General features: G+C 68.6%; 23 protein-coding genes. 8 read left to right on the top strand and 15 right to left on the bottom strand.

Translation table 11 applies throughout. From position 1 onward, the window contains the following. Positions 1-156: 156 nt before the first annotated feature. A complete protein-coding gene (locus ACN9M6_RS13485) occupies positions 157-1125 on the top strand; it encodes an aldo/keto reductase (protein ID WP_419163408.1) in 969 nt (322 codons plus the stop codon). Here the strand turns inward: ACN9M6_RS13485 and ACN9M6_RS13480 are convergent. The 7 genes from ACN9M6_RS13480 to ACN9M6_RS13450 form a co-directional block, all read right to left on the bottom strand. Beyond that, the gene (locus ACN9M6_RS13480) at positions 1122-1526 is read right to left on the bottom strand and encodes a leishmanolysin-related zinc metalloendopeptidase (protein ID WP_419163407.1); all 405 of its coding nucleotides are present in this window, start codon (positions 1524-1526) and stop codon (positions 1122-1124) included. The genes ACN9M6_RS13485 and ACN9M6_RS13480 overlap by 4 nt on opposite strands. Further along, positions 1526-2014, bottom strand: a complete 489-nt coding sequence (locus ACN9M6_RS13475; RefSeq protein WP_419163759.1) for an Ig-like domain-containing protein — start codon at positions 2012-2014, stop codon at positions 1526-1528. Before ACN9M6_RS13475 ends, ACN9M6_RS13480 begins: the two co-directional genes overlap by 1 nt. A gap of 163 nt (positions 2015-2177) precedes the next feature. After that, entirely contained in the window at positions 2178-3125 is a 948-nt protein-coding gene (locus ACN9M6_RS13470) for an Ig-like domain-containing protein (RefSeq protein WP_419163758.1), read from the bottom strand. Beyond that, positions 3007-3966, bottom strand: coding sequence for an Ig-like domain-containing protein (locus tag ACN9M6_RS13465; protein WP_419163406.1), 960 nt, complete (start codon positions 3964-3966; stop codon positions 3007-3009). The genes ACN9M6_RS13470 and ACN9M6_RS13465 overlap by 119 nt, the downstream gene beginning before the upstream one ends. A 231-nt stretch (positions 3967-4197) precedes the next feature. Beyond that, entirely contained in the window at positions 4198-4527 is a 330-nt protein-coding gene (locus tag ACN9M6_RS13460) for an Ig-like domain-containing protein (protein WP_419163405.1), read from the bottom strand. Continuing rightward, entirely contained in the window at positions 4466-5395 is a 930-nt protein-coding gene (locus ACN9M6_RS13455) for an Ig-like domain-containing protein (RefSeq protein ID WP_419163404.1), read from the bottom strand. The genes ACN9M6_RS13460 and ACN9M6_RS13455 overlap by 62 nt, the downstream gene beginning before the upstream one ends. 276 nt (positions 5396-5671) lie before the next feature. Continuing rightward, complete coding sequence (locus ACN9M6_RS13450; protein WP_419163403.1) at positions 5672-6811, bottom strand: N(4)-(beta-N-acetylglucosaminyl)-L-asparaginase; 1140 nt, start codon at positions 6809-6811, stop codon at positions 5672-5674. Positions 6812-6921: 110 nt separating this feature from the next. Between ACN9M6_RS13450 and dapB the strand changes: the two genes are divergently transcribed. Then, a complete protein-coding gene (dapB, locus tag ACN9M6_RS13445) occupies positions 6922-7743 on the top strand; it encodes a 4-hydroxy-tetrahydrodipicolinate reductase (protein WP_419163402.1) in 822 nt (273 codons plus the stop codon). Positions 7744-7782: 39 nt separating this feature from the next. Here dapB and ACN9M6_RS13440 read toward each other — a convergent pair whose 3' ends face one another. After that, entirely contained in the window at positions 7783-8820 is a 1038-nt protein-coding gene (locus ACN9M6_RS13440; RefSeq protein ID WP_419163401.1) for a hypothetical protein, read from the bottom strand. A gap of 111 nt (positions 8821-8931) precedes the next feature. Here ACN9M6_RS13440 and ACN9M6_RS13435 point away from each other — a divergent pair, with 111 nt between their 5' ends. Then, positions 8932-11256 (top strand): leucine-rich repeat domain-containing protein, encoded by a 2325-nt coding sequence (locus ACN9M6_RS13435; protein WP_419163400.1) that lies wholly within the window; start codon positions 8932-8934, stop codon positions 11254-11256. An 81-nt stretch (positions 11257-11337) separates the two neighbouring features. Here the strand turns inward: ACN9M6_RS13435 and ACN9M6_RS13430 are convergent, their stop codons facing one another. Together ACN9M6_RS13430 and ACN9M6_RS13425 are read right to left on the bottom strand one after the other, a co-directional pair. After that, entirely contained in the window at positions 11338-13302 is a 1965-nt protein-coding gene (locus tag ACN9M6_RS13430) for a CocE/NonD family hydrolase (RefSeq protein ID WP_419163399.1), read from the bottom strand. Between the two features lie 67 nt (positions 13303-13369). Further along, positions 13370-14881 (bottom strand): serine hydrolase domain-containing protein, encoded by a 1512-nt coding sequence (locus tag ACN9M6_RS13425; RefSeq protein ID WP_419163398.1) that lies wholly within the window; start codon positions 14879-14881, stop codon positions 13370-13372. A 204-nt stretch (positions 14882-15085) separates the two neighbouring features. On the opposite strand from ACN9M6_RS13425, the gene ACN9M6_RS13420 reads away from it, so the two are divergent. Continuing rightward, a complete protein-coding gene (locus tag ACN9M6_RS13420) occupies positions 15086-16762 on the top strand; it encodes an amidase (protein WP_419163397.1) in 1677 nt (558 codons plus the stop codon). Positions 16763-16814: 52 nt separating this feature from the next. Further along, positions 16815-17849 (top strand): deoxyhypusine synthase family protein, encoded by a 1035-nt coding sequence (locus tag ACN9M6_RS13415; protein ID WP_419163396.1) that lies wholly within the window; start codon positions 16815-16817, stop codon positions 17847-17849. A 24-nt stretch (positions 17850-17873) separates the two neighbouring features. Here ACN9M6_RS13415 and surE read toward each other — a convergent pair whose 3' ends face one another. Then, positions 17874-18791, bottom strand: coding sequence for a 5'/3'-nucleotidase SurE (gene surE / locus ACN9M6_RS13410; protein ID WP_419163395.1), 918 nt, complete (start codon positions 18789-18791; stop codon positions 17874-17876). A 60-nt stretch (positions 18792-18851) separates the two neighbouring features. On the opposite strand from surE, the gene ACN9M6_RS13405 reads away from it, so the two are divergent. Then, positions 18852-18983: a hypothetical protein gene (locus ACN9M6_RS13405; protein WP_419163394.1), complete on the top strand. Its 132-nt coding sequence runs from the start codon at positions 18852-18854 to the stop codon at positions 18981-18983. On the opposite strand, the gene feoB is transcribed toward ACN9M6_RS13405, so the two are convergent. Next, positions 18975-20900, bottom strand: a complete 1926-nt coding sequence (gene feoB / locus ACN9M6_RS13400; protein ID WP_419163393.1) for a ferrous iron transporter B — start codon at positions 20898-20900, stop codon at positions 18975-18977. The two genes, ACN9M6_RS13405 and feoB, sit on opposite strands and share 9 nt — an antisense overlap. A gap of 107 nt (positions 20901-21007) precedes the next feature. Between feoB and ACN9M6_RS13395 the strand changes: the two genes are divergently transcribed. Then, on the top strand, positions 21008-21355 hold the full coding sequence (locus ACN9M6_RS13395; RefSeq protein ID WP_419163392.1) for a FeoA family protein: 348 nt from the start codon (positions 21008-21010) through the stop codon (positions 21353-21355). On the opposite strand, the gene ACN9M6_RS13390 is transcribed toward ACN9M6_RS13395, so the two are convergent. From ACN9M6_RS13390 to ACN9M6_RS13380, 3 genes are all read right to left on the bottom strand, one after another. Continuing rightward, complete coding sequence (locus ACN9M6_RS13390; RefSeq protein WP_419163391.1) at positions 21339-21809, bottom strand: DinB family protein; 471 nt, start codon at positions 21807-21809, stop codon at positions 21339-21341. The genes ACN9M6_RS13395 and ACN9M6_RS13390 overlap by 17 nt on opposite strands. Positions 21810-21896: 87 nt before the next feature. Next, a complete protein-coding gene (locus ACN9M6_RS13385; protein ID WP_419163390.1) occupies positions 21897-23099 on the bottom strand; it encodes a hypothetical protein in 1203 nt (400 codons plus the stop codon). Positions 23100-23254: 155 nt separating this feature from the next. Next, positions 23255-24520 (bottom strand): hypothetical protein, encoded by a 1266-nt coding sequence (locus ACN9M6_RS13380; RefSeq protein ID WP_419163389.1) that lies wholly within the window; start codon positions 24518-24520, stop codon positions 23255-23257. 106 nt (positions 24521-24626) lie between these two features. On the opposite strand from ACN9M6_RS13380, the gene ACN9M6_RS13375 reads away from it, so the two are divergent. Then, on the top strand, positions 24627-25892 hold the full coding sequence (locus ACN9M6_RS13375; RefSeq protein WP_419163388.1) for an MBL fold metallo-hydrolase: 1266 nt from the start codon (positions 24627-24629) through the stop codon (positions 25890-25892). Positions 25893-25910 lie beyond the last annotated feature (18 nt).

The raw sequence follows: 25910 nt of genomic DNA, 5'->3' as shown, positions 1-25910 counted from the left end.
CCGGCATCCCCCGGACATTCGCACCGTGACGGGAACGGTTCAAGGGGCGGGTGCCGAGCGGGCGTCGGTCGGGCTGATCGACACTCGCCGTCGCCGGGACGCGCCGCGTATAGTGGGTCGCCAACCAGCCATGACTCCGGGGGGAGACGACGCACCGTGGAGAGACGGAAGCTCGCCAATACGGATCTCGAGGTGTCCCGTGCGTGCATGGGGACGATGACCTTCGGATCACAGACCGATGTCGACGCCGCCCTCGCAATTGTCGACATGTGCCTCGATCACGGAGTCGACTTCTTCGACACCGCGAACGTCTACAACCAGGGACTGTCGGAGAAGATCCTGGGCGAGGTTCTCGGAGACCGCCGCGGGGACATCGTCCTCGCCAGCAAGGTCCGGAACCCGATGGGAGACCCGACGGAATACACGGGATTGTCGCGCGATGCGATCCGTCGTGGGATCGAGGCCTCGCTGCGGCGGCTCGGGACCGACTATCTCGACATCTATTACCTGCACCTTCCCGACTATGACACGCCCATGGAAGAAAGCCTGGCCGCGCTCGAGGAACTTCGCGTCGAGGGATTGATCCACTATCCGGCGACCTCCAATTACAGCGCGTGGCAGATGTGCGAGATGTTCGCGATCTGCGAGCGGGAGGGCTGGGCAAAGCCGTGGATCGCGCAGCCGATGTACAACCTCGCGGCGCGCGGGATCGAGCAGGAGTACCTCGCGTTCACCCAGGGCTACGGGATCTCGAACGTCGTCTACAACCCGCTCGCGGGCGGACTCCTGACGGGGAAACAGGACCCGGAGTCACCGCTGCCGGGGACGCGCTTCGACGGCAACCGCATGTACCTGGACCGGTTCTGGCACGACGAGTACTTCCACGCCGTGGGCGAGGTCGAGGCGATCGCGGGTGACGCGGGCCTCACGCCGGTGCAACTCGCGCTGGGCTGGCTGCGGGCGCAGGATGGGGCCGACTGCATCATCCTCGGCGCTTCCCGCATGGAGCATCTGGAGGAGAACCTCGCCGCGTTCGAGGCTCCGCCGCTGGGAGCCGACGTGCTCGCCGCCTGCGACGGGGTCTGGGCCCGGCTCCGGGGGCCGACGCCCGAATACAACCGCTAGTAACGGCGGCGATCGGCGTCGTCCAGACCCGGAATCACGCGCACGATCCGTCCGTCCCGGTCGACGACGATGATCGGCCCGCGCCAGATGTCGTCGCCGTACGGAATCAGCCGGCCTGGATCGATGTCCCGCGCGGCGCCGGCATCGGGGAGTCGGTACGGGTCGGCCACGGTCCGATCCACCGCGTAGCCGATGTCCGCCAGGGACTGGATGGTGATTGCACTCAACGGGCTGGAACCTCCTACCACGACGCTGGGGGTCATGAGTTCCGTCACCATGACCGTCTCTCTCCAGTGACTGTTGCGCGATCCGGGTCCGCCCATGTTCTCCACCGGCACTTTAGCGCCTCGATATCCCCGGAGGTCGGTTACGTCGAACTCCATGCGGCCATACAGAGGCATCAGGGTCCCGGTCCGCCGCCAGCAGGCGCCGGCTCGTGCCAAGGTCCCGCCCGGACCATCGATTTCGTCCACCGCCGCAAGTCCCGGAGTTCGGTCGGCGCCAGAATCGTCATCCAGCGCTGTGCCGCACGGCGAAACGCCGCCTCCCGCGATTGGGTCATGGACGTCACGAACACGAGTTCGATCTGGAATCTGCCCTCGGCGACCTCGACCGTGACGGCAAACGGGGAGGAGGCGCTCAAGCCGCCGCCGCGATCGCGCGCCGTCACCGTGACTGTCACCACACCCCTCGCGTGCGCGGCGACCGCCACGGAACTGCCCGACACCGAGGCTTCGGCGACCCCGGCGTTCGATGAAGCCGCCGTGTAGGAGAGGGCGTCGCCGTCCGGGTCGCTGAAGTAGGACGACACGTCCACCGTCGTGTTTCCCCGACGGACAGCATCCGCTCGGGGATCGTCCCCACCGCCTGCGGCGGCCGGTTTGTACAGGAGTCGGACCCGTGCCGTCCGGATCCCCGTCTCCGCAGGCGGCGGCCCACACGACTGCGACCGCCGCTAGTCCGCGTAGTCGTCGTCTCCCCGAGGCGAACCTCACGTCTCGCGGAGCGGACGCGCTCCCGCCGCAGAATCGGCGGGAGCGCTCCAATCCTCGTTACCGATCCTTCTTCAATGTGAGGCTTGGGGTCGGGATGTCCAACCGCGCTCGATTCACATCCTTCATACGACGCAGAGAGTCGATTCCCGGCGCCTCTGGCCTATCCGCCATCCGTCCGCTGATCTCGGTACCGTTCAAATCCGCCCAATCGAAGAGTCCCTTGTCGCCGTTGCTACCCACACCGAGCCAGACTTCCTGTACGCGGCCGAGGAAGTCGCTCAGCCGGATGCCCGCGATCCTACCGGAGGTGGCCACGCGGACCAACTCCGTGTCTCCCACGACGAGGGCGAATTCTCCGTTCTGGTGCGAGAAAGTAATATCCATGAATTCCCCCGGCTCTTCGGCGATGGCATCCGAGTTGCCGCGGAATTCGGTGATCGAGAAAAAGCCCTGCTGTTGCGCATCATAGAAAGTCAGCCTGTAGTTCTCGCCATTGTCGAAGGCAAGAATCACCAACCTGAAGACGGCGAATCGGTCGTGGCCGGTCACCCAATACACGAGCCCGGGTTCGTCGACCGCGTCCCGGGCCATTCTCGTGCCGAGCACCCACTCCGTCACCGGGGTTTCGAGCACGCGATCTGCACTTCCAAGGAGACTCGCGTCCGTGCCGGTCAAGTGTAGAACCCCGTCGACCACCTCAGCGGCGGCGTTGTAGAGTTCCCAATCGTCCAGGCTGGCGTCGGAGTCGAAGTCGTCCCGGAATCCGGTGCGGGCTTCGACCGTCACTTCCGCACTCTGCGCCGCGGTCAGGCCATCGGGGTCCGCCGCCGTCACCGTCACCGTCGCCGTGCCCGCCGACACCGCCGTAACTGTCAAGCTGCTTCCCTCAATGCTGGCGGCCACCACGTCCGCGTCGCTCGACTCCGCCGTGTACGTCAGCTCGTCCCCGTCCGGATCGCTGAAGAACGAAGACACGTCCACGGTCAAGACGTCGCCCTCGGTCATCGACTGCGCCGGAATCGCCCCCACCGCCCCCACGGTCGCCCCAGGTGCCTGGTTGGCCGCCTCCACGGTCACTTCCGCGCCCTGCGCTGAAGAACGAAGACACGTCCACGGTCAAGACGTCGCCCTCGGTCATCGACTGCGCCGGAATCGCCCCCACCGCCCCAGGTGCCTGGTTGGCCGCCTCCACGGTCACTTCCGCGCCCTGCGCCGCCGTCAGGCCGTCCGGGTCCGCAGCCGTCACCGTCACCGTGGCCGTACCTACCGCCACCGCCGTTACCGTCACGCTGCTTCCCTCGACGCTGACGGCCACCACGGCCGCGTCGCTCGACTCCGCCGTGTACGTCAGGTCGTCGTCGTCCGGATCACTGAAGAAGGAAGACACGTCCACCGTCACCGTCTGGCCGGCCGTCATCGTCTGCGGAGGAATCGCCCCCACCGCCTCGGGCGCGTTGTTGGCCGCCTCTACCGTCACCCCGGCGCTCTGCGCGGCGCTCTCGCCGTCCGGATCCGACGCCGTCACCGTCACCGTCGCCGTCCCCGTCGCCACCGCCGTCACCGTCAGGCTGCTCCCCTCGATGCTCGCCGTCACCACGTCCGCGTTGCTCGACTCCGCCGTGTACGTCAGTTCGTCGTCGTCCGGATCGCTGAAGAAGGGAGACACATCCACGACCACTTCGTCACCGGCCGTCATCGCCTGCGCCGGAATCGTCCCCACCGCCCCAGGCGCCTGGTTGGCCGCCTCCACGGTCACCTCCGCGCCCTGCGCCGCCGTCAGGCCGTCCGGGTCCGCAGCCGTCACCGTCACCGTGGCCGTACCTACCGCCACCGCCGTTACCGTCACGCTGCTTCCCTCGACGCTGACCCGACCACGGCCGCGTCGCTCGACTCCGCCGTGTACGTCAGTTCGTCCCTGTCCGGATCTCGCCGACCGTCATCGCCTGCGCCGGAATCGCCCCCACCGCCTCGGGCGCCTGGTTGCCCTGCCCGACGCCACGCGCCGCGTCCGCTCGACTCCGCACGTGTACGTCAGTCCGCGTCGTCCGCGGTGTACGTCAGTTCGTCATCGTCCGGATCACTGAAGAAGGGAGACACATCCACGACCACTTCGTCGCCGACCGTCATCGCCTGCGCCGGAATCGCCCCCACCGCCTCCAGGCGCCTGGTTGGCCGCCTCGACGGTCACCTCCGCGCTCTGCGTCGCCGTCAGGCCGTCGGGGTCCGCAGCCGTCACCGTCACGGTCGCCGTCCCCGCCGCCACCGCCGTGACCGTCAGGCTGCTCCCCGAAATGCTCGCCGTGAGCACGTCCGCGTTGCTCGACTCCGCCGTGTACGTCAGTTCGTCATCGTCCGGATCGCTGAAGAAGGGAGACACATCCACGACCACTTCGTCGCCGACCGTCATCGCCTGCGCCGGAATCGCCCCCACCGCCTCCAGGCGCCTGGTTGGCCGCCTCGACGGTCACCTCCGCGCTCTGCGTCGCCGTCAGGCCGTCAGGGTCCGCAGCCGTCACCGTCACGTCGCCGTCCCCGCCGCCACCGCCGTTACCGTCACGCTGCTCCCCGAAATGCTCGCCGGCCAGCACGTCCGCGTCGCTCGACTCCGCCGTGTACGTCAGTTCGTCCCCGTCCGGATCGCTGAAGAAGGAAGACACGTCCACAGTCACCGTCTGGCCGGCCGTCATCGTCTGCGGAGGAATCGCCCCCACCGCCTCGGGCGCATTGTTGGCCGCCTCGACGGTTACCCCCGCGCTCTGCGTCGCCGTCAGGCCGTCAGGGTCGGTAGCCGTCACCGTCACGGTCGCCGTCCCCGCCGCCACCGCCGTGACCGTCAGGCTGCTCCCCGAAGTGCTCGCCGTGAGCACGTCCGCGTCGCTCGACTCCGCCGTGTACGTCAGGTCGTCCCCGTCCGGATCGCTGAAGAAGGAAGACACGTCCACCGTCACCGTCTGGCCGGCCGTCATCGTCTGCGGAGGAATCGCCCCCACCGCCACAGGCGCATTGTTGGCCGCCTCGACGGTTACCCCCGCGCTCTGCGTCGCTGTGAGGCCGTCAGGGTCGGTAGCCGTCACCGTCACCGTCGCCGTCCCCGCCGCCACGGCCGCTACCGTCAGGTTGCTGCCGGACAGGGAAACAGACACCACGCCGTCGTCCGACGAGGCGGCGGTGTACGTCAGGGCCCCCCCATCCGGATCGCTGAAGAACGGAGACACGTCCACGGTCACCGACTGTCCCGCGGTCATCACCTGGGCCGGTATCGATCCGACCGCCACCGGGGCCACCGGCGCGGGTGGCGGCGGGGGCGGGGGCGGAGGTGGCGGATCCGTGGTTCCGTCTCCTCCACAGGAGGTGATTCCAGCGAGAAGGGCGAGAACCGCAAGAGATCGAATCAGGTGGTGCCTAGCGTTGTGCCCGTCCATTGCGCCTCACTCAGTCGGGGGATGGAAACAGGCCGTGCATGCATTTTATGCATTATGCATGCCGACCAGGGGTACCTACGGCGACAGAGTAATACTCCCCCCCCGTTTAGGGGGCAACAAGCTTGGCTGTCAACGTGGGGAGCCTTCCAGCAGACCCTCGAACGGTCGCTCCTCCGCCCCGTTGTCGGTGCAGACGGCGTAGTGCGTCTCGCCGGATCCGTACATGGCGACGCCCGCCGTCTCGCCCTGTTTGTTGAGGATGAAGAAGCGGACATCGAAGTTCGGCAGGCCGCGGTCGTTGAGGAGCCTCGACTCGACGGTGTTGGATTTGATCCGCTTGAGGGTCGCCATACCGGCGTCGAGCGGGCTCATGCCCTGTCGCATGAACTCCACGGCGAGGAAGGACGAGAGGTTGTAGAGGTTCGCCTCGCCCCGACCCGTCGAGCCGACGGCACCCACATCGTTGTCCACGTACAGGCCGGCGCCGAGGATCGGCGAGTCGCCGGTGCGGCCGGGGATCTTCCATGAGAGCCCGCTCGTGGTGGTCACGCCGCAGATGTCGCCGTCCGCGTTCACGGCGTCGCAGTTGGTCGTGCCCCGGAACGAGTGGGCGGGGATGAGGCCCTCGTCGACCATGGCGAGGCCCGCATCGAGCCGCTTGCGGGGGTCGAGCCAGTGGCCGGGGTCGATCCGGCGGCGCCATTCGAGCCACAGCGCGCGGGACGCTTCCGTGTTTAGGTCTTCCTCGATCTCGAATCCCAGCTGGCGGGCGAACGCCTGGGCTCCGGCCCCGACGAGCAGATGGTGGTCGGTGAGTTCGGCCACCGCCTTCGCGACGAGCGACGGAGTGCGCACGCCCTCGAGCGCCGCGACGCCGCCCGCCCAGCGACGGGGGCCGTGCATGCAGCAGGCATCGAGCTGGACCACGCCGTCCGCGTTGGGGAGTCCGCCATAACCGATCCCCATCTCCGTGGGATCGTTCTCGGGAATGTTCACGCCCGCGACGAGGGCGTCGAGTACGTCCTCGCCCTCGGAGATGCCACGGAAGGCGCGCTCGACGGAACTCTCGGGCCCGCCGTTCCTGAAGCGGATCCCGCTGAGGTCGGAGATCACGATGGGTCGCGCGGCCCGGGAGCGCCGGACGGCAGGCGCGCCGAAGCGGGCGGAGGCTCGGGAAGGGCGAGTTTCCGCGGCCAGAGCGGCGGGTGCGGCGGCGGCGGCAAGGCCGGCGGCGGAGGTCCGAACGAAGTCTCGACGATCCATGCTCATGCTCTCATCCTCGCTTCCGGGGGGTGCTGGAGCCACAACATACCATCCCGGACACGGTTCGTTACGTTCCCGCGGGAACGTCGGGAGCGTCGAGGAGAGACGAGAGCGAAATGAACATTCGGGTCTGTGTGGGCGGGGCGACGGGGTGGACCGGCGAGAGCATCGTGTCCGCGGTCCTCGATTCGGACGAATTCGAACTGGTGGGCGCGGTCGCGCGGCAGGCGGTGGGCGAGTCAGTGGGCGCCCTTCGCGGCGAGGCGGACGGTTCGGCGGTTCGCGTCACCGCCACCGTGCGGGCGGCGCTCGAGGCCCCGGCGGACGTCTACATCGACTACACGCACCCAACGGCCGTCTACGAGAACGTGATGGTCGCGATCGAGGCGGGAGTGGCCGCGGTCGTCGGAACTTCCGGGCTCACGGCTCAGGACTACGCCGAGATCGACGAGGCTGCCCGCGAGCACGGCGTCGGGGTGATCGCCGCGGGCAACTTCTCGATCACGGCGGCGCTGCTGAAGCACTTCTCCGGGATCGCGGCTCGCCATGTGCCGCACTGGGAGATCATCGACATGGCTTCGGCCGCCAAACCCGACGCCCCCAGCGGCACCGCGCAGGAACTGGCGGAGTTTCTGGGGACGGTCGCGGCCAATGAATTCGCCCGGCCGGTCGAGGAGACGCTCGGTTCACGGAAAGCGCGCGGGGCCACGATCGGAGGGGCGCAGGTCCACTCCCTCCGGCTCCCGAGCTACGTCATATCCGTGGAATCGATCTTCGGGCTCCCCGGCGAACGGCTCACGATCCGGCACGACGCGGGGTCGAGCGCCGAACCCTACGTCGGAGGCACGCTCCTGGCCGCACGACTGGCGCCGGAGCGGGTGGGCCTCACGCAGGGACTCGACCGGCTGCTGTTCGACCCGGCCCCCACCGGCGCCTGACGGCCGCTACGGGCGCCGGGACGTTCCCGCGGGAACGTCTCACCCTCCCCCTCCCGGCCTGTTGGCGACGATCGCGATCCGGTCGCCCGCGGGACTCACGGCCAAGCGCGTAATCCCCGCGACGCCGAGGTCGGAAAAGTCCGCAATCTCGGTCCATTCCGAGGACGGCGACCAGGCGTAGAGGCGCGATCCGTCCCCCATCACCATCTCTCCCTCGGGCGTCCAGGCGTAGTCCTCGCGGCCCGGCAGCGTCTGCGTGATCCGTTCCGTGGTTCCCGCGACAGGGTCGAGGCGCTCGATCCACCACTCCTCGTCCGACACCTTCCTCACGAAGGAGATCTCCTCCGTCCCCGGAATCCGGTGGATGGACCGCCCCGGGCGCTCGGCAACGACCTGGATATCGCCGGTCAGCGCGTCGCCGACCTGGAGCGTGGGCGGGTTTCCGAGGATGAACATCGCCACGACGCGCTCGTTGGCCCAGGCGTGGTAGCCAACGGGCTCGGCGGTCGCGAAGATCGGCCCGAGCGGTTCGCCGGAGAGGGCGTAGCGCCACAGGTACTGCTTGCCCCGGATCTCGTGAATCGCGGAGAAGGCATCCTGCCCCGGGATCTGAAGCGCCGAGAACTCGCTCGCTTCCGCCGTGTTCGTCAGCCGCTCCGATGTCCCGGGTTCCGCGAGGCGCATGATCTCGGTCTGCGTTCGGTCCAGCGCCGCCGTATGGAGGATCGCCGAGCCATCGAGGAGGAAGCTCGGCTGGTTGTCGTAACCGTCGCGGTCCGTCGCGCGGCCCAGATCCGGGATCGAGAGCACCCCAGCTTCCCGGACCAGTGCCGCCATCCAGATGTCGGTGGACGGCGCACCCGCGGCCGTGGGCGTGTAGCCCTCCGGCGCCGGCCCGATCTCGGGCATCGGTCCGTCCGGCGGCTCGGCCGGGAAGGAGACCGCCGTCCCCGCCTCGCCGGTCGCCGACTCCCCTTCGCCGCCCGGAGCACAACCCGCCACGGCCGCCGCCGCGAATCCTCCGAGCGCCAAGGCCGTCGCCCCACGCACAGCGTGCCGGAATCTGTGTTGGATCATTTCGTCCCGCCTTTCATCCTCTATATTCTCTTGAACGGTCTTTCGCACATTGGGTCCGAAGCGAGTCGTGCGGAAGAGCCGAGCGTGTGGCCCGGATAAGCCCGAAGTGGAATGACGCATCTCTGCAGGAAGCCCAGCCGTCGTCGGATCGCGGCGCTTTCCATGACGCTGGCGTTCCTCGCGCCCGTGCTCGCCGTCTCGTGCGGCGACGGCCCCGCCGAACCCGACCCCTCGCCCACGCCTCCGGTCTCCGCCCCGGTCCGGCCAGAGCTCGTCCCGCTGTGGAAGCTCTATGAATCGACGAACGGGCCCGAGTGGCACCACAGCGACAACTGGCTCACCGACGCGCCGCTCGAGGCCTGGCACGGCGTGAAGGTCGACGATCATGGACGGGTGTCCGTACTGAATCTCGCCTTCAACAACTTGAGGGGCCGCATCCCGCCCGAACTCGGCGATCTTCCCGGTCTGGAGTGGCTGTGGCTTGAGAGCAACGAACTCAGCGGACACATCCCGCCCGGACTGGGGAATCTCGGTAGTCTGGACGAGCTGCGGCTTGACCATAACAGTCTGAGCGGGTCGATCCCGCCGGAACTCGGACGCCTCGCCCACCTTGCACATCTCCGGCTTCACGAGAACGGGCTCACGGGCAGGATCCCGCCCGAACTGGAGAACCTCGCCAGCCTCAACAGTCTGTCGCTCAACGGCAACGACCTGAGCGGCGCCGTGCCTCCCGAACTCGGTCGCTTGACGTGGCTTCAGCTGCTCGTCCTGTCGAACAACTCGCGTCTGGCGGGGCCCCTCCCGTCGAGCCTGAGAGCTCTGGAACGGCTTGCCACGTTCGAGACCGTCGGCACGGCCCTCTGTGCCCCGGTGGATCCCGACTTCCAGGCGTGGATCCGGCGCGTCACGAGCCAGGTGCCTCGTTGCCTCGACGACACGGGCCCCGCGATGGCGTACCTGACGCAGGCCGTGCAGTCGCGTTCGATTCCCGTGCCGTTGGTCGCGGACAGGCCCGCGTTGTTGAGGGTGTTCGTGACCGCTCCGCACTCGACCGCCGAGTTGATCCCACCCGTGCGGGCCACCTTCTACGTGAACGGTGTGGAGACGCACACGGCGGAGATCCCGGCCGGGACGGCGGTCATCCCGACATCGGTGAACGAAGGTCGTCTGGCGGCGTCGGCGAACGCGGACATCCCCGGCGAGATCATCCGGCCGGGGCTGGAACTCGTGGTCGAGATCGACCCCGAGAGGACGCTGGACGCCGCGCTCGGCGTCGCGCGGAGGATCCCGGAGACGGGCCGCATGGCAGTGGATGTGCTAGAGGTGCCCGAACTGGACCTTACCCTGATCCCCTTCCTGTGGAGCGCAGCGCCGGACGAGACGATCGTGGCGGCGATCGATGCCATGGCGGCCGACCCCAGGGGCGGCCGGCTCCTGCGCGACACGCGCACGCTCCTGCCGGTAGGCGACCTGAAGGTGACAGCGCACGAGCCCGTGCTGAGCTCGACTAACGAGGCCCGCGAATTGCTGTCCCAGACGGCCACGATCCGGGCGATGGAGGGCGCACGCGGCCACTACATGGGCATGATGTCCGGTTCCGTGACGGGGGGCGCAGGCCGGGCCCGGATCCGAGGGCGCTCGAGTTTCGCGCAACTTTTCGGTTCTACTATTGCCCACGAACTCGGGCACAACATGAGCCTGCGTCACGCCCCGTGCGGAGACCCCACGCGTGTCGACCCATCGTATCCCCACGCGGATGGGAGCATCGGCTCCTGGGGGTTGGGTCACCGTGCGTTCGGGAGTCGGCAGTTGATTTCGCCGGGCAGCCCTGACCTGATGTCCTACTGCTATCCTCGCTGGATCAGCGGCTATCACTTCACCAAAGCCATCCTCTTCCGCATTCGGGACGAGGGCGTCACGGCGGCCGCCGTGGGGGCTGCGGCCACGCCGGCCGCCCGGTCGCTCCTGCTGTGGGGCGGCATCAACGGGCGGGGCGAACCGTTTGTCGAACCCGCGTTCGTCGTCGACGCGCCGCCCGCACTCCCCGCACCCGGGGGTGGCGCCTTCGAGCTTGAGGGGCGGACGGTCAGGGACGACCTGCTGTTCTCGTTGAGCTTCGACATGCCGGCGACCGCCGACGGCGATGGGAGTTCCGCGTTCGCGTTCCTGCTCCCGGTGGAAAGGGAGTGGGCTGGCGATCTTGCCACGATTACGCTGTCCGGGCCGGGCGGGACCGCGACCCTGGACGGGGACACGGACCGCCCCATGGTCATCCTGCAGAACCCGCGGACCGGACAGGTGCGCGCCTTCCTGCGTGATCCGCCGCCCGCCGCGCTCGCCGGGAGTGTCGTGGATGTTGGGGCTCTGTCCCCGGAGCGGGGTCTCGAGGCCTTGTTCAGCCGCGGCCTGCCGGGCGCGCTGGCATGGCCACGCTGAACTGACCACCCAACGCCGCGACCCCCAGGAAACGTTCCCGCGGGAACGTCTGGTGGCCCAAGCTTCCAGGGCTACCGGCGGCTATCGGGGCAGGACGCCGAGGATCACTCGCGACGGGTGCTCCGCCGAGCGGTAGAGAGTCTGCGTCGCGGCCTGGTAGTCGTCCGGTGAGGCGCGGTACGTGTCCACGAACGTCTGCGAGTTCCGGTCGTAGGCCGGGAACCACGAGCTTTGGACCTGCACCATCAGCCGGTGCCCCGCCCTGAAGGTGTGGAAGCGGTCCCGGAGATCAATCTCGATCCTCGTGACCTCGCCGGGCACCATTGGCTCAGGATTCTCGAGGTCGTTCCGGAATCGGCCCCTCATGATCTCCCCGGCCAGGTGCATCTGGTATCCGCCCATGGGAACATCGCAGTTCGCGCTGGGCGGCGCGTCGTCGGGATAGACGTCGATCAGTTTGACGATCCAGTCGGAGTCCGTCCCCGTTGTGGAGACGAAGACCTCGGCCCCGATCGGCCCCGCGATCGTGAGGTCCTCCTCCAGGGGTTCGGACTGGTAGACGAGGACATCGGGGCGCTCCGAGGCGAAGCGCTGGTCCTCGACCTTCCACAGGTGGCCCAGCGTCGTGCGCTCCTCGGCGCTGAACGGCACCGGGTTGGCCGGATCGCTGACGTAGGAGTCCGCGGCGGAGTCCCCGGTCTGCGACGGCGGCTCGAAGCTCAGCGTTCCGTCCGAACCCAGGTACAGACTCGTGGAGGTGACGCCCGCCGGCGGCCATGAATCGTAGGCGCGCCATTCGTTCGATCCCGTGAGGAAGACGTTCGCCTCCGTCGCGTCCCACATCCCCTCGTCCTTCAGGTGGTATTCGAAGAAGGGGAACTGGAACTCGGTCTGGAAGTGGAGCGAGGTCTTCGTGTCGAAGGCGATGCAGCCGAGGAAGTCGCCGTCCATGCGCCTCCAGCCGCCGTGCAGCCACGGACCCACCACGAGCGTGTTTTCCAGCCCGGGATTCTCCTCCTCGACCGTCCGGTAGATGGACATGGGGCCGTAGAAGTCCTCGGTGTCGAACCAGCCCGCCACGTTCAGCGTCGCCGGGCGGACGTCGTCCAGGTAGCGGAGGGCGTTCTGCGCCTGCCAGAACTCGTCGTAGTCGGGGTGTTCGATGAAATCGCGCCACGCGGGCACGTCTCCGTGGAAGTAGAGTTCGTCCACGGTCGCGGCGGACCCGGCGTTGAGGAAGAAGTCGTATCCGGACGGTGTACCGTAGTCGAAGCGGGCGCCGCGCGTCTCCGTCGGGCCGTCGCGCCGGCGGGCGTTCCCGGACAGCCAGGAGAAGGCGTACATGATTCGGAAGGCGCCATTATGGTGCCAATCGTCGCCGATGAACATGTCGGAGGGCGAGGCCTGGGGTGAGGCGGCCACGAGCGCCGGGTGCGCGTCCACCATCCCCATCACGGTCTGCCAGCCGGGATAGGAGATCCCCCACTGCCCGACGCGGCCGTTGTGGCCTTCGACGTGCGCGAGCAGCCACTCGATCGCGTCGTAGTTGTCCGTAGTCTCGTCGGGGTCGGTCGGGCCGCGGGGTTCCGGCGCGGGGGGGCGGATGACCTCGAACTCGCCCTCGGACTTGAACTGCCCGCGCACGTCCTGGAAGGCGAAGATGTACCCGGACTGGTCGAACTCCCTCGAAGGTCCGAGCGGGTTCCGGTACTCGCCCGGCTCGTAGGGGCCGATGGAATACGGAGTGCGGAAGAGGAGGATGGGATATTCCCGGGAGCGGTCCCGGGGGGCGTAGACGATCGTGTACAACTCGATGCCGTCGCGCATGGGGACCATGTACTCGGACTTCTCGTAGTTCGCCCGGAGGTACTCGAGGTGCTCGGCCTCGATCGCCGGGACTTCGCTGGGCGCCGGGGCCGCGGATGCCTGGCTCTCGGGTACGTCCGCCTGCGGCCCGCACGCGACGAGCAGCAGCGGGGTGGCCAGCAGCATGGTGGCCAGCAGCCGGATCGCCGTCGGTGAGATCGGCCGGTCGGATCGAGTCATCGTGGTTCCCTTCCCTATGGGTCTATCGCGCGAGCCCCGGCCGCTGGGGGCCGGACCCGTTGCGGTCTCAGCGGCGCCGCCGCACTTCCGCCCAATGGGTGAGGGCGTTGCCCAGACGCACGTTCGGCAGCGTGATGGCCGTCACCGAACCATTCAGGACGTCGCCCCTCAGCTTGAGTTCGACCGACAGCGCATAGTCGGTCCGGTTCGCGTCGTCGGTGCCGATGTCGCCCTTGAAGCCGCCCCGCAGGTATCCGTCTTCGAAGCGCGCATTGTTGAGCAGTGTCCAGAGTTGGTCGCCCAGCTGCACGTGGACGCGCCCACCGTCGTCGATCGCGAGTGCCAGGCGGCTCGGGCCGAGGTGCGTGTGGACCTCTCCCACCCAGGTCAGTTCGGGGATGGGCGTGAACTCGATCAGGGGAGCGGCGCCGTCCGCCGGATCGTCCGGGGCGCCGTCCCGCTCGGGAGGCGTCGGCTTCGGCACGCGGTCCGGGTACAGCGTGTGCCAGATCAGCTCCGCGACATAGCCGGTGAGCGGAGAGGCGGCGTTCATGAGCACGACGATGGCGACGTTTTCGTCGGGCGCGATCGCGAGCTCCGTCCGGACGCCGCCCATCCCGCCGCCGTGCCTCGTGAGCCGGATTCCGCCGGGCAGTTCACGCAGCGACCAGCCGATCCCGTATTGCGAGGCGGGACCGCTGCTCCCGCTCGGCTGGCGCATGCGTTCGATCGACGCGTCGGAGATGATCCTGCGTTGAACCTTCAGGTCATGTCCCAGGTGGAACATGCCGAAGCGGACGAGGTCGTGGGCGCTGCTGAACACGGCGGACCCGCCGGGGTGGTCGAAGTCGTAGAACGCGATCGGACTCTGGTCGGTCGCGTAGCGTCTCGCCGCATAGTCCTCGAGCCCGGGGCCGATGTCGATCGAGGTCCGGGTGAGGCCGAGCGGCTGGAACACCTCATCGCGCATGAAGTCGGGGTACGACTGTCCGGACGTTCGGGAGATGATGTAGTCGAGGATCCCGTAGCCGAGGTTCGAGTAGTTCCACCGTTCCCCCGGCGCCGTGACGAGGTTGGCGTAGCGGCGGATCGTCTCATCCATGTGAGGCCGGCGGTACGGCTCGTCCTCGTAGAAGAACTGATAGTGGAGCGGGAGACCGGCGGTGTGCCCGGCCACGCGCCGCACCGTTGCCGCGGCGGCGTCGAAGGCGCGGCCCTTGATCTTCGCCGGGCCCAGATAGTCGTTCGCGGGGGCGGCGAGGTCGATCAGGCCGCGTTCGACGAGGACCATGAGACCCGTCGCCGTGATCGGCTTCGAGATCGAGGCGAGGGAGTACACCGTGTGCTCGGTGGCCGGAATCCGTCGCTCGCGGTCGGCCCATCCGAAGCCTTCCTCCCACACGATCTCGCCAGCCGTCGCCACCGCGACCGACATCGAGGGGGCGTCGTAGTCGACGAGGGCCCGCTGGATCTCGCTCCGAACGGACGAGAAGTCGGGCGGCGTCTGGCCCGCTGCGTCGGTCGCCGCGAGGCCGGAAAACCCCAGGCACAGGACCCCGACGCGGACGGTTCGTTTCATGTCGTCTACCTCCGGAGGGAACGACTCCCGTTGGACGGTGGAACCCCGCGCAGCCGGGCGTCAATGGGGAGCCGGGAGCGGGCGAACTCATTGACCGCCGGGTGAAGCCGCTTCCATGATGTTTGAGCGAGCACGGGCCGGGCTCCCGTGGCCCCGGCCGAAACCCTCAGACCGCACGAGACGACAGACCGCACGAGACGACCTATGGCCGACATGGATCGACGCACTTTTCTGGGAACCGGCGTGGCGGCCGGGGCTCTCCTCTCCCTCGGTGGCTGTGCGACTCCGCGAGACGACTCGCGTTCGGGCGATGGCGGCGCCGGGGACGCGAGCTACTCGGGCGAGGTGCCCGACTTCGCGCTCGACGAGATCACGCTCGACGAGATCCACGAGGGGATGCGGTCGGGCGAGCACACCTGCCGCTCGATCACGGAGATGTACCTCGACCGGATCGAGGCGCTGAACCGGCAGGGTCCGCGGCTGTTCGCGGTGCTGGAGGTGAACCCGGACGCGCTCGAGATCGCCGATGCACTCGACCGCGAGTTCCAGGCCTCGGGCCCCCGGGGGCCGCTGCACGGCATCCCGATTCTTCTCAAGGACAACATCGATACGGCGGACGGGATGACGACGACCGCCGGGTCGACGGCGCTGCGCGGCTCGATCGCGCCGCAGGATTCGTTCGTGGCCGCGGGGCTGCGCGGGGCGGGGGCGCTGCTGCTCGGCAAGGCGAACATGAGCGAGTGGGCCGGCTGGAAGTCGTTCGAGTTCGGGGCGTCGGGCTGGAGCGGGCGCGGGTGGGACGGAGGCCGGGGCGGCTTCTGCAGCAACCCGTACGCGCTCGACCGCACGCCGGGCGGATCGAGTTCCGGATCCGGAGCGGGCGCGTCGGCCAACCTCGCGGTCGCGGCGATCGGCTCCGAGACCGACGGCTCGATCGTCGGCCCTTCGTCGCGCAACTGCCTCGTCGGCATCAAGCCCACGATCGGCCTCCACAGCCGGGGCGGGGTCATCCCCATCGCCCACAGCCAGGACAGCACCGGCCCCATGGCCCGCACCGTGCGTGACGCCGCGATCATGCTCGGCACCATGGTCGGCGTCGACCCCCGCGACCCGCTGACCGCCGCGAGCGCGGGCAACTTCCTGACCGACTACACCGGCGCACTGGACCCGGGCGGCCTCAGCGGCGCCCGCGTCGGCGTCCTGCGCGAGTACGCCGGCTTCGACAGCCGCGTCGACGCCCTGTTCGAGGAGGCGCTGGACGTGATGCGGGCCGAAGGCGCGACCGTCGTCGACCCGGTGACGCTGCCCGAGGAGCTGCGGTTCGGGAACGAGTACGAGATGGAGGTGCTGTACCACGAGTTCAAGGCGGACCTGAACGCCTATCTCGCCTCGCTGGGCCCCGGGGCGCCGATCAAGTCGCTCGCGGAACTCATCGAGTACAACGAGGCGAACCACGATCTCGAACTCGCCCTCTACGGGCAGGAACTCCATGTGCGGTCGCAGGAGCGGGGTCCGCTGACCGACCAGAAGTACCTCGACGCGCTGGCCGCGAGCCACAGGCTCTCGCGCGACGAGGGGATCGACCGGGCCATGAACGAGCACCGGCTCGACGCACTCGTCGGCATCACGGCGGGAATCCCCGCCCTGCAGGATCCGCTCGACGCTTCGGGCGGGGGTGGCGGGGGGTGCTCCACGCCCCCGGCCATGGCGGCCTATCCCAACATGTCGGTCCCCATGGGCTTCATCTCGGGGCTCCCGGTCGGGATGTCGCTGTGCGGCCGGGCCTGGAGCGAGGCGACGCTGATCCGGCTCGCGTACGCCTTCGAGCAGGCGACGAACCACCGGCGGCCGCCGACCTTCCGGGCGTCGGTGCGGGTCTGAGCGCGCCGACGAAGCCGACCTCACCGCGGACCCCGACCACGGTGCGGAGACCGTGACGCTCGGCGACTTCATCGACCGTCACTACCGTCACTTCAACGCCGCGGCCCTGCGGGAAGCGGCAGGCGGCTACCGCGATCTCATCGACGGCGGCGGCCGGATGCTGCTCACACTGGCCGGCGCCATGAGCACGGCGGAACTCGGTCTCTCCCTCGCGGAGATGATTCGGGCCGGGAAGGTCCACGCGATCTGCGCCACCGGGGCGAACCTCGAGGAGGATCTGTTCAACCTCGTCGCGCACGAGCACTACCGTCGGATCCCGGACTGGCGGGCTCTGACGGCCGAGCAGGAAAAGGCTCTGGAGCGGCGGGGCCTCAACCGGGTCACCGACACGTGCATCCCCGAGGCCGAGGCGGTCCGGGCGGTCGAAGCTCCTTTGCGGGAGCTGTGGCGGGCCGCAGAGGCCGCGGGCGAGCGGCGCCTCCCCCACGAATACCTCTATCAGCTGATCCGTGACCGCACCCTGGCCCACAGCTACCAGATCGATCCCGCCGATTCCTGGCTCGTGGCGGCGGCGGCGGCCGACCTCCCTCTGTTCGTGCCGGGCTGGGAAGACTCCACGCTGGGCAACGTGTTCGCGGCCGAACAAGTCCGCGGCGGCCTGAGCCGTCCGGGACCCGTGCACGGGGGCACCGAATACATGGTCGAACTGGCGGAATGGTACGCCCTCGCGAGTACCGGGCGTGCGCTGGCGGATCTCCCCGAAATCGACGCGGGTCCGGACGTGGCCCCCGGCGCGGATCCGGACGCCAGGCCCGTCGGACTGTTTCAGATCGGGGGCGGGATCGCCGGCGACTTCCCCATCTGCGTCGTCCCGATGATTCGGCAGGACCTGCGCCGCCGCTGCCCCTACTGGGCGTACTTCTGCCAGATCAGCGACTCCACCACGAGCTACGGCTCGTATTCCGGTGCCGTCCCCAACGAGAAGATCACCTGGGGCAAGCTCGACGTGGACACGCCGAAGTTCGTGATCGAATCCGACGCGACGATCGTCGCGCCCCTCGTCTTCGGCTACGTCCTGGGTTGGTGAACGGCCCGGCCCCCTAGTCCCTCGTCATCCTCCGTCCCGGGCCAGGCCCTCGAGATCCCAGCCCTCCAGCTCTTCGAGGCTCGGGCGATCCGTCCAGTCGAAGCGGAGCGGAGTGATCGTGATGAAGCCGCCGTCGTACGCCTCGGAATCGCTCCCGGCGGGGTACGGATCGGGAGCCGCGAATCGGGGGCGGAAGACGCGCGCGCCCTCGGTCCCTTCGATCTCCTCGTACTCGACCCGGATGTAGCTCCCTCCCATCGGGCGTGCGGTGACGCCGCGGGTGTCGGCCTCCGTCCCGCGGGGAAGATTGATCGAGTACACGACGCCCGGTTCGGGCTGCCGGTGCCGGAGTCCGTCGACGAAGCGGGCCACGACGCGGGCGGCGTACTCGAATCCGGCCGACCCATCGCCAAGCGAGGCCGCCACCGACGGCACCCCGTGGTACGCCCCCATCATCGCGGCCCCGACGGTACCGGACATGTGCGACACATCCCCGACGTTCGCCCCGCGATTGATCCCGCTCACGACCACGTCGAAACCGGACTCGGGCGCGAGCGCCTCGATGGCGAAGAGAACGGCCCCGGCCGGGGTCGCGTCGACGCACTGGCCCGCCAACTCTCCCCCTTCCGGGAAATCGCGGAGCCGGATCCCCTGGCCCAGCAGGATCGACATGCTGCTCCCGCTGCGTTCGCCACACGGGGCCACCACCGTCACCTCGCCGACCTTCCCGAGTTCCGCCGCGAGTTCCTGGATGCCGGGCGATTCGATCCCATCGTCATTGGTCACGAGGATGTGGTACGGAGACTCCGCTTCCGCAGCCTCCCGGGTTTCCGCCGCCGGCTCCACGGCGCAGGCGACGACGGCACTGCACGCGAACGCCGCGAGCGCATGGACGATGGAGGAGGATCGCCGCGTGAGGTCGGTCGCTGTCCGGGTGTGCATCGAGAGTTCCTCTTGTGTCCGTTGTTCCGTCATCTTCCGATGGATAGTCTCGCCCGCCGAATGATGGCGAAACCCGCAGGACGTTACTTCTGGAGCATGATCGACGCGCTCATCGTGTTCCCCGTGGTGGCGCTCGCCAACGCCCTGCTCTACCCGAGGTTCTTCCGCGACCCGGCCGCCGCCTCAGAGTAACTGGTTCGCGGCCAGCGCTCCGACGTACGCGAGCGCAAGCATGTACGTGAACTGGGTGATCGGCCACTTCCATCCCGCCGTCTCCCTCCGCATCATCGCGACCGTGGACATGCATTGAAGGGCGAACACGAAGAAGACGAGCAGGGCGACGGCCCCCCCGAAGTCCAGATCTCGCTGCAGTGCCGCCCGCAGTTCGAGAGATGTCTCGTCCGTGTCCTCGATCCCGTAGATCGTGCCGAGCGTTCCGACGATCACCTCGCGCGCGGCGAGCGACGAGACGAGACCCACGCCGATCCTCCAGTCGAACCCGAGCGGTTCGATCGCGGGCTCGATCACCTGCCCCATCTGTCCGAGCGCGCTCTCCTCGACGGGCGGCGGGCTTCCGTCGATGCGCGGGAACTGGGCGAGGACCCAGAGGACGACGGTCACCGCGAGGATGATCTTGCCGACCCTGCGCAGGAAGATCTTGCTGCGGTCGACGAGCCGCAGCGCGAGCGTGCGCACGGCGGGGATCCGGTACGGCGGCAGTTCCAGCACGAACCCGGCCGGCTTCCCGCGCAGCACGGTGCGCCTGAGCAGGAATGCCGTCCCCACCGCGGCGGCGAGGCCCAGTGCGTAGAGGCCGAGCATCGTCGCCGCACGGGTGCCCACGAACGGCCCCAGGAGCGGGCGTTCGGGGATGAACGCGGCGATGAGGAGCGCGTACACCGGGAGCCGGGCCGAGCAGGTCATGAACGGGGCGATGAACATGGTGGCGAGCCGGTCGCGCTCGTCGTCGACTGTGCGCGCGGAAAGAATCGCCGGAACCGCGCACGCGTAGGCCGAGAGCAGCGGCAGGAACGCCCGCCCCTGCAGACCGACCCTCAGCATCATCCGGTCGGCGATCACCGCCGCGCGGGCCATGTAGCCGGAGTCCTCCAGGATCCCCAGGAAGAGGAAGAGGATGAGGATCTGCGGGAGAAAGACGAGGACGGAGCCCACCCCCGCCCACACGCCGTCGATCAGGAGACTGCGGAACCAGCCCGCCGGGAGGCGCGCCGCGACCCATTCGCCGGAGGAGGCGATGGCGAGTTCGACCCCGTCCATGATCGGCGTCGCCCAGGTGAAGATGGCCTGGAATACGAGCGCGGCGAGGACGAGGAACACCACGGGGCCCGCGATCCGGTGCAGGAAGATCGCGTCCAGCCGCTCCGTCAGCTTCGGGAGGCCGGCCGAACGGTACTGTGCGGCGGCGAGCGCATCCTGGACCACGGCCCGCCGTCGTGCGAGCGCGTCGAGTAGCGGCAGACCCGTACGCTGGCGAGGCTCCTGTACGGGCGGCGCGTCGGTCTCGCGGGCCACGGCGCGGACGGCCACCCGGTCCAGAAAGTCCGCAACCGCGTCGACACCCCGCCCGGTGCGCGCGTCCGTCCGCACGACCTCCACCCCGAACTCCGAGGCGAGCGTCTCGTCGTCCAGGCGCCCCCCGCCCCCTTCGAGTTCGTCCGCCATGTTGAGCACGAGCAGCGTCGGGACCGACCGCTCGAGGACGGGCTCGACGAGCATGAGGTGCGTCTCGAGCCGGACGGCGTCGACGATAAGAACCACGGCTTCCGGCGCGCGCAGACCCTCGATGCGGCCTTCGAGCACATCGCGCGTGATCCGCTCGTCCGGGGATCGGGCCGAGAAGCCGCTGACCCCGGGCAGGTCGACGATGTCCAAGTCCAGACCCGAGGCGAAGCGCGCGCGACCGACGTGTTTTTCGACCGTGACCCCGGGATAGTTCGCGACCTTCTGCCGCAGCCCGGTGAGGCGGTTGAACAGCGTCGTCTTGCCCGAGTTGGGCGGACCGATGAGGGCGACGACGGGCGGCCCCGAAGCAGGGACGTCCGTCGCGGGTCCTCGATCCGCGCGCGCTGGGCTCGCGACTGGAGACATGACGGGCACAACCGATAATGATTATTGATAGTTGAGACTGGTTCTCAACTGGAACGGACGCTAGTATGTTGCGCGTCGGCGGTCAAACCAGCGCGAAGGACGGACGAGTGAACGGCGAAGTCGCGACGGTCGCTTCTTTCCAGGCCGGCCCGGTCACAGGGCCCGGGCAGGAGTCCGTCAGGTCGCTCATGGACGTGCCGCTGCGCCAGACTGTCGAACTGGAACGGATCGAGGCGCCGGACGACGAAGTCGAACCCCTGCTCGAGCGCGGTATCCTTCCAGGCTGCCGCCTCCGTCGCGTCCGCAATTCTCCCTCGGGAGATCCGATCGTCTCCGTCGAGGGCACCCTGCTCGCCCTGCGGCGCGAGTGCGCCGCGCAGCTATTCGTACGCGAAGTCGCGCCGGCTTCCTCCGGCGAATCGCCGGCGGAGATCCTCGCTACGCGTACGGCATGACCGGCTCTTTGCCGAGCAGCCGCGCGTAGACCGTCAGCGCGCCCCGGTGGTGGGCCGTGTGATCCGTGATTCCGTTGACGATCGCGCCACGCGGCTGGCCCTGCATGATCTGCGGGTCGTCGATTGGCGTGTCCAATTCTTCGTCCGATGAAGACCCGATGACCTCGATGGCTCGGCCGTAGGCCCGGTCGACCCAGGCGATCGCTTCCGCCAGCGAAGTGACGGCCCTCGCCTCCGCGAGGTGCCCCTCGAAATCCATGTTCCAGCCGTCCCCGAACGCGCCGTCGACGAACCAGTCGACCGTACCGGCGGCGTGCGCGACATGGCCGGCCACGGTGAAGACATCCGTGCGCGGCCCGAAGCCGGAGTCTTCCTCCTCGAACGTCTCGAGGGTCTTCTTGAACAGCTTCATGGACATGGAGAGGTCTGAGGCCAGGCGTTCGGCGTATGACATGGATGCTCCGGTGATCATTCGGTTGATATTCGGTATTTATTCGGACTTCGAGACGATGCTCGCCGGCCGCGTCGTTGTCAACCGAGATCAGCGGATCTCGGCGGGGATTCGCCTCACGGTGATGACCGGGACGTCGAACTCGTCGGTGTCCACGAACGCGACGAGGCCGTCCGGGCCGAATGCGTCCGGCATGTGGGGCAGCTCCGGCGTTCCCAGCGCCAGCGTGCCCACGTAGCGCCCGTCCGGCGCGATCACGTCGATGGGGCCCGGCTCGCCCGAGCCCGGCTCCGGGCTCCGCTGGACCCACAGCGCGCCGCCCCAGGTCGCTCGCAGGGCCGTGATCACCGGCACTTCGGGAAAGAACCGCATGTTCTCGACCGCCGTCACCCGCGCGGCGGCCAGGGCCCTCGACAACTCCGCCATCTCGGGAGTTCTCTCCCCTCCCCCCACCGTGGCGCTCGTCCGGTTCCCGGTCTCCGCGAGCCGACGGTCGCGCTCCGCTTGTCTGATCGCCTCCGTAGCGGGCAGCGGCGACATGGGCCGCCGCAGGACGCGCGATATCACGCCCGATCGATCGGCCAGTTTGATGGCGTACGCCGAGGAGTCCGAGAACGCGATCCCGCCCGACGGCAGTACGTCGAACAGAAGCGCCGGTTCGAAGCCCCACACCTCATCGACGAAATCCTCGAGGCTTTCGGGGGCGCCGCGGCCCTCGTCCCCGGGCCGGGGCACCCAGGCCTCTACGAGAGTCCGCTCGCTGACCTCGTCCGACGACAGGTCGAAGCGAACGATGGAGCGCCCGTTATGGTCCGCACGACGCCACGACGCGCCCACGACCGTCCTCGCGCCGCCGCGTTCCGGTCGCATGTCGCGGCCCGCCGCGCCCCGCACCATGCGGTCGAAGTCGCCTTCCGGCCCGAAGACGTGGCATCCCATGTGCATGACGTCCTCGATGAGCGTGCCCCCGTCCGCCCAAACGACCATGCGGCGCGGCCACCGGAACTCTCCCGGCCCGTCGCCGTGGCGACCGAAGTCCTTCACGTGTTGACCCGCAGGGTCCACGATGACGACGCGCGTCCCGGCCTCAGGCCCCGGGGCATCCAGCAGGTAGAGGTTGCCCACGCCGTCGAAGCCGATGTGCCCGATGGCGGTGAACTCCTCCCATTCCGATTCGCCCAGGGCCGAGCCGATGCGGTACACCGGCTCGAAGTCGACCGAGAGGGGGAGATCTTCGGCCGGCAGATCGACCACCTCCTGCGCCTGCAGCCCGACGGCTCCGAGCGCGATCACGAACCCTCCGAGCAGTAGCGTTCCGCATATGCCGTCTGGTTGTGCTCTTCGGCTCATCACGGCAGTCCCCTTTGCCTGACGTACGACCCCGGATCCTGGACACCCACCGCTGGGACACAGGATCTCCGGGCACGGTTGCAAAGAGGTAGCTGTGCTTAGCGGATCTCGGCCGGGATTCGCCTCACGGTGACGACCGGAACGTCGAACTCGTCTGTGTCGATGAAGGCGACGAGACCGTCGGGACCGAAGGCGTCCGGCATGTCCGGCAGGGCTGCGGCGCCCGGGGTGAGCGTGCCCACGTAGCGTCCGTCCGGAGTGAGCACGTCGATCGGGCCCGGTTCTTCTCTGCCCGGCTCCGTGCTCCGCTCGACCCAGAGGGCTCCATCCCAGGTGGAGCGCACGGCCGCGATCACCGGCACTTCGGTGAAGAACTGCATGTTCTCGACCGCCGCCGTCTGAGCCGTTCTCAGCCTGCTGACTAGCGTCTGGACTTGCGGGGGCGGCTCCCCCCCCGTGATCGAAGTGAACTGCCGGTTCCGCTGCGCCTCGAGGCGGCGCTCGCGTGCCGCGTGCCTCATCTCCTCCGTCACCGCCAGCGGCCGTATGGGTCGCCGCAGGATGTGCTCGATGGCGCCCGTGGGATTGGTGAGCTTGATCGCGTAGGTCGAGGAGTCCGAGAACGCGACCTCGCCCGACGGCAGCACGTCGAACAGAACCTCGGGTTCGAATCCCCACACCTCATCGATCATGTCCTCGATCTCCCCGGCTCTCGGGCCTTGGTCCTCTCGCTCCGGCGGCGTCCAGGGCTCCACCAGCGTGCGCTCCGTCACTTCGTCCGACGACATGTCGACGCGGACGATCGAGCGACCGTCCCGCCCGATCACCGTCTGGCGGCCCGTCCGCTCCGGTCGGAGGCCGGGACGACTGGAGATGCCGAAGCCCCCGCCCGCGCCCGCTTCTCTCACCATGCGCTCGAACTCGCCGCCGGGGTCGAAGACGTGATACGCCTGACGCATCATGTCCTCGACGAGGGTGCGCCCATCGGCCCACACCACGAGTTGTATCGCGGCGCGGAACTCGCCCGGACCGTCGCCGGAGCGACCGAAGTGGTTCAGGTATTGGCCCGAAGGGTCGACTACAACGATGCGCGAGGCGGCCCCCATCCCCGCACCGTCCATCAGGTAGAGGTTGCCCATCTCATCGAAGCCTACGTTCCGGATGGAGGAGAACTGCTCCCATGCGGATTCCGCCGCGGCGGACCCGATGCGGTACACCAACTCGAAATCCGCTGAGAGGGGAAGATCCTCCGCCGGTAGATCGACAACCTCCTGAGCCTCCAGGCCGACAGCTCCCAGGGCTCCCGCGAAGATTGCGGGTAGCCGAGTTCTGCCGACGCCACGTGATCGTGATCTCCGGCTCATCCCGGTAGCCCCTCCGCTCGCTTAGGTTATTCCGTGTGAGGTCGTCGGCGCGGCGGGCTGTCCAGAAAGGACGTACCCGACACCATCTACTATGGAGATAGTTGATATGGCACGCAAGCGTTCATCCGGTTCAACCGCGACCCTTCTCATCGCCGGGGCCCTGTGGGTGGGCTGTGGCGAGGGAGAGCCTCCATCCGACGAGAGCGCGGGGACTGACGCGCCGGCGCAGTTCGAGACGACGGAGGTCGCGGAGGGGGTGTACCAGTTCCGCTGGATCGGACACAACGCCCTGTTCGCGGTAACCTCGGAGGGAGTCTTCGCCTTCGATCCGATTTCCGTGGAGGCGGCCGCCACCTACGCGGAGGAGATCCGCCGGGTCGCGCCGGACGCGGAGCTGGCGGCGATCGTCTACAGCCACCGGGATGCGGATCACGCGACCGGCGCCGAGGTGCTGCGTGAAGCCTTCGGGACGGACACCCCCATCTTCGCGCACGAGAACGCGGACGCGCCTCTGCGGGAGGCGGGCGACCCCGACCTTCCCCCGCCCACCTCGACCTTCGCCGAGACGATGACGCTGGCGGGCGGCGAGATCGAGCTTCACTACCTCGGACGAAGCCACAGCGACGACATGGCGGTCGCGTTCCTCCCCGCGCACGGCCTCGCCTTCGCGGTGGACTTCGTGTCGCGTGACCGCTTCGGGTACATGGACCTCGGATCCTTCTATTTCCCCGACATGTTCGGGGCGATCGAGGGCCTGCTCGAGATCCCGTTCGAGCAGATCGTGTTCGGCCACGGGCCATCCGGAGATCGGGCCACGATCGAGCGGCAGCTCGCCTACTACCGGGACCTGGACGCGGCCGTGCGCGACGCGGTGGAGGCGGGACTGAGCGAAGACGAGACCGCCGAGTCGGTGCTCATGGAGGACTACAGCCACTGGGACCGCTACGACGACTGGCGCGAACTCAACGTGCGCGGGATGCACCGGAAGCTCTCGGCGGCCGGTGTCGGCGAGGGCGGCGAGGAAGGTGAGGGAGAGCACGGCGAGGGCGGACACGACGAGGGCGGCGAGGGCGAAGAGTCGGGGGAATATGTCGGTCGGAGCGAAACCTGGGATGCGGCGCGGCGCGGGGCGCGGCTCGTCCTCTCCTACGATCCGGGGCGCGAGGCGTTCGCGGGGACGGTCGAGAACACGACAGGCGAGACCCTGTGCGCGGTCCGGGTCGAAGTCCACCTCTCCACCGGGACGGAACTCGGGCCCACCGCGCGCACGGACGTCGCCCCGGGTGCGACGACCGCCGTCGAACTGCCGGCGGGCGGCGAAGTCTTCGAGAGCTGGACAGCGCACCCGGAAATCTCGTCCTGCCCAAGCTGAGAGACGTTCCCGCGGGAA

It is taken from the genome of Candidatus Palauibacter sp. (genome assembly GCF_965197445.1).
Taxonomy (GTDB): Bacteria; Gemmatimonadota; Gemmatimonadetes; order Palauibacterales; family Palauibacteraceae; genus Palauibacter.
Note: the sequence above shows the minus strand (reverse complement) of the source record. Positions and strands in the feature narration are given on the sequence as shown.

Excerpts from the sequence above, each read along its gene's own strand:
- ACN9M6_RS13480 (WP_419163407.1), bottom strand. The coding sequence starts at position 1,526 with ATGCCTCTGTATGGCCGCATGGAGTTCGACGTAACCGACCTCCGGGGA.
- ACN9M6_RS13470 (WP_419163758.1), bottom strand. The coding sequence starts at position 3,125 with ATGACCGAGGGCGACGTCTTGACCGTGGACGTGTCTTCGTTCTTCAGC.
- ACN9M6_RS13460 (WP_419163405.1), bottom strand. The coding sequence starts at position 4,527 with ATGACGGTCGGCGACGAAGTGGTCGTGGATGTGTCTCCCTTCTTCAGC.
- ACN9M6_RS13450 (WP_419163403.1), bottom strand. The coding sequence starts at position 6,811 with ATGAGCATGGATCGTCGAGACTTCGTTCGGACCTCCGCCGCCGGCCTT.
- dapB (WP_419163402.1), top strand. The coding sequence starts at position 6,922 with ATGAACATTCGGGTCTGTGTGGGCGGGGCGACGGGGTGGACCGGCGAG.
- ACN9M6_RS13440 (WP_419163401.1), bottom strand. The coding sequence starts at position 8,820 with ATGATCCAACACAGATTCCGGCACGCTGTGCGTGGGGCGACGGCCTTG.
- ACN9M6_RS13435 (WP_419163400.1), top strand. The coding sequence starts at position 8,932 with ATGACGCATCTCTGCAGGAAGCCCAGCCGTCGTCGGATCGCGGCGCTT.
- ACN9M6_RS13430 (WP_419163399.1), bottom strand. The coding sequence starts at position 13,302 with ATGACTCGATCCGACCGGCCGATCTCACCGACGGCGATCCGGCTGCTG.
- ACN9M6_RS13425 (WP_419163398.1), bottom strand. The coding sequence starts at position 14,881 with ATGAAACGAACCGTCCGCGTCGGGGTCCTGTGCCTGGGGTTTTCCGGC.
- ACN9M6_RS13420 (WP_419163397.1), top strand. The coding sequence starts at position 15,086 with ATGGCCGACATGGATCGACGCACTTTTCTGGGAACCGGCGTGGCGGCC.
- surE (WP_419163395.1), bottom strand. The coding sequence starts at position 18,791 with ATGCACACCCGGACAGCGACCGACCTCACGCGGCGATCCTCCTCCATC.
- ACN9M6_RS13405 (WP_419163394.1), top strand. The coding sequence starts at position 18,852 with ATGATGGCGAAACCCGCAGGACGTTACTTCTGGAGCATGATCGACGCG.
- feoB (WP_419163393.1), bottom strand. The coding sequence starts at position 20,900 with ATGTCTCCAGTCGCGAGCCCAGCGCGCGCGGATCGAGGACCCGCGACG.
- ACN9M6_RS13390 (WP_419163391.1), bottom strand. The coding sequence starts at position 21,809 with ATGTCATACGCCGAACGCCTGGCCTCAGACCTCTCCATGTCCATGAAG.
- ACN9M6_RS13380 (WP_419163389.1), bottom strand. The coding sequence starts at position 24,520 with ATGAGCCGGAGATCACGATCACGTGGCGTCGGCAGAACTCGGCTACCC.
- ACN9M6_RS13375 (WP_419163388.1), top strand. The coding sequence starts at position 24,627 with ATGGCACGCAAGCGTTCATCCGGTTCAACCGCGACCCTTCTCATCGCC.